Source organism: Sinomicrobium pectinilyticum (assembly GCF_003725735.1).
GTDB classification, from domain to species: Bacteria; Bacteroidota; Bacteroidia; order Flavobacteriales; family Flavobacteriaceae; genus Sinomicrobium; species Sinomicrobium pectinilyticum.
Genome location: NZ_RJTM01000082.1, coordinates 1 through 2,486 on the forward strand (window position 1 = coordinate 1; position 2,486 = coordinate 2,486).

The 2,486-nt window shown below is 40.9% G+C and carries 2 protein-coding genes; both read left to right on the plus strand.

The genetic code is table 11. From position 1 onward, the window contains the following. Positions 1-44: 44 nt before the first annotated feature. Entirely contained in the window at positions 45-1,094 is a 1,050-nt protein-coding gene (locus ED312_RS11495) for a type II asparaginase (RefSeq protein ID WP_123216163.1), read from the plus strand. A gap of 68 nt (positions 1,095-1,162) precedes the next feature. Further along, the gene (locus ED312_RS11500; protein WP_123216164.1) at positions 1,163-2,353 is read left to right on the plus strand and encodes a porin; all 1,191 of its coding nucleotides are present in this window, start codon (positions 1,163-1,165) and stop codon (positions 2,351-2,353) included. Positions 2,354-2,486 lie beyond the last annotated feature (133 nt).

A 2,486-nucleotide genomic window follows, 5' to 3' on the forward strand; every position in this document is an offset into this window, starting at 1 on the left:
ACAGGTCCTGTAAACAAATAATCAATCTTTTAAACCAATTTATTATGAAAAATATTTTAAGTCTTTTTTTGTTATTTGCTCTTTATGCCGGTTCGTTCGCACAAGATCTACCCAAAATAAAGATCCTAGCTACTGGGGGTACCATTGCCGGTTCGGGGGCGTCAGCTGACCGTTCCGCCTATACATCCGGTGCTTTGCCAATAAAAGACCTGATCGCCGCCGTACCGGGCATCGATAAAATTGCAGATATCTCCGGGGAACAAATATCCAATGTAGGGAGCCAGGATATGACTGTTGATATCTGGATCAAACTCAATAAAAGGATCAATGAGATATTTAAAAATCAAGAAGCAGATGGCATTGTCATCACCCACGGCACAGACACACAGGAAGAAACAGCTTATTTTTTGTCACTGACCGTGCGTTATGACAATCCCGTGGTCATTACGGGATCCATGCGGCCTGCCACCGGTATCAGCGCTGACGGCCCCAAAAACCTTTATGATGCCGTAGTGGTTGCAGCTTCAGAAAAAGCGCAGGGTGCAGGTGTGATTTTGGCATTCAATGAGAATATATTTGCCGGACGGGAAGCAGTGAAGACAAGTACTACACACCTCAATGCCTTTTCGGCGCCCAATACCGGACCGATCGGGCAGGTTTACGACGGGAAAGTGGTTTTTCATGAAAAAACCCTTCGCAAATCCAACAAAAACACCCCTTTTGATATTACAGGAAAAGATAAACTCCCTAACGTCGCCGTTGCAACATTATATGCCGATGCCCCTGCCACAGCCATTGATGCTTATATTAACAGCAATGTGAATGGGATTGTAATCGGCGGATTGGGTAATGGTAACCTCAATAAAGCCAATACAGCCGCAGTAGAAAAAGCGATCGCGAAAGGAATTATCGTTTGCCGCGCCTCCCGTGTGCCTACAGGGAGAGTTACTTTATTGGATGAAACTGATGATGCAAAATTAGGTACCATCGTCTCTGATGACCTAAGCCCCCAAAAAGCAAGAATATTACTCATGTTGGGATTAACCGTTACAAAAGACAAAAAGAAATTACAGGAATTTTTCTTTGAGTATTAGAGACAACAAGATCATTCACATCCGATTATATTGATTTTTATGAATACATAACTACCAAAAATATTTTTATGAGATTCATTATCCCATGCGTATTGGTTATCATGTTTATGCCAAAAGTGACGGCCCAACGGCAACAGCAAATAGATACAACGATTCATGGCATGACTCCTATTATTCCTGTTGAGAGGGTAGAATTGCTGAAAAAAGTGGATTTTATTGCCCATATGCAGACTTCCCTTAACAATTATTTCGGGGACGGAGAATATACCGGAAGTAAATTTGAGTTAAATCAATTCCGGTTGGAAATAAGAGGGGATGTTTTTGAGGACAAGGTCTATTTCAGGTTTCGCGACAGGTACACCAAGGAAACCGAACCGCAATCTGTGGATAACATGAGTCATTCAACGGATATCGCCTATATTGGTTATAGAATATCTCCTAAAACAAGTATTGCCATAGGCAAAATGTCCGCAGCCTGGGGCGGCTATGAATTTGACCTTAACCCCATCGACATTTATGAATATAATGATATTGTAGAATCTGCCGATAATTTCTTAACAGGCCTGCAATTTAACTGGCAGGTATCGTCTGATCATGGTCTTTCCTTTCAGATACTTAACTCAAGAACCAGGACTTTCGAAGAAATATACGGAGAGATCCCGAATATGGAGCGGGCCAAATTTCCGGCAGCATATGTAATAGACTGGCAAGGGAAATTCTTAGCTGGCAAATTCAAAACTTTATGGAGCTTTAGTGTTTTTCAGGAAGCTAAAACCGATAAACCTGTCAATATGTATTATGTAGCCCTGGGAAATCAGTTTACTACTGAGAAATTATTGATACAGTATGATTTTAAATGGAGCCGGGAAGACCTGGACCGGACATCCATTATAAGTGATCTTATACCGGATGATGTTATCCCGCATGCCGTGCGAAATACAGATTATGTCGAACATTGGGTGAGATTGGTATATCCTATCAATAAGAACTGGACCGTGTCGGCGATAGGAATGGTTAGCGACGCCTATTGGCGGGATCGGCCAAACCCTGAAACTACAGGAACCCATTTTCGCACCTCCTGGGGGATAATTCCTTCTATAGAGTTTTTCCCGATTAAAAATTATAATCTGAAATTTTTTGGATCTTATGTCGGCAGGTTTTATCGGTATAATAATTATGCCAAAACAAATTTTAATGCAGTTAATACAAATACCGGACGGATTATGGTTGGACTCATAGCACCCCTCCTATTTTTGTAAAATAACAAGAACCTGTTCAAAAATTTTATCCTTCAGTTCTTTTAATTGTGTAAAAGCCGTATTTTTAATGTAGAACTCGTTTAAACTTTTTTTATTGAAGCGAAAATGAGTCATTTTGGGGCCAATTGCAGCC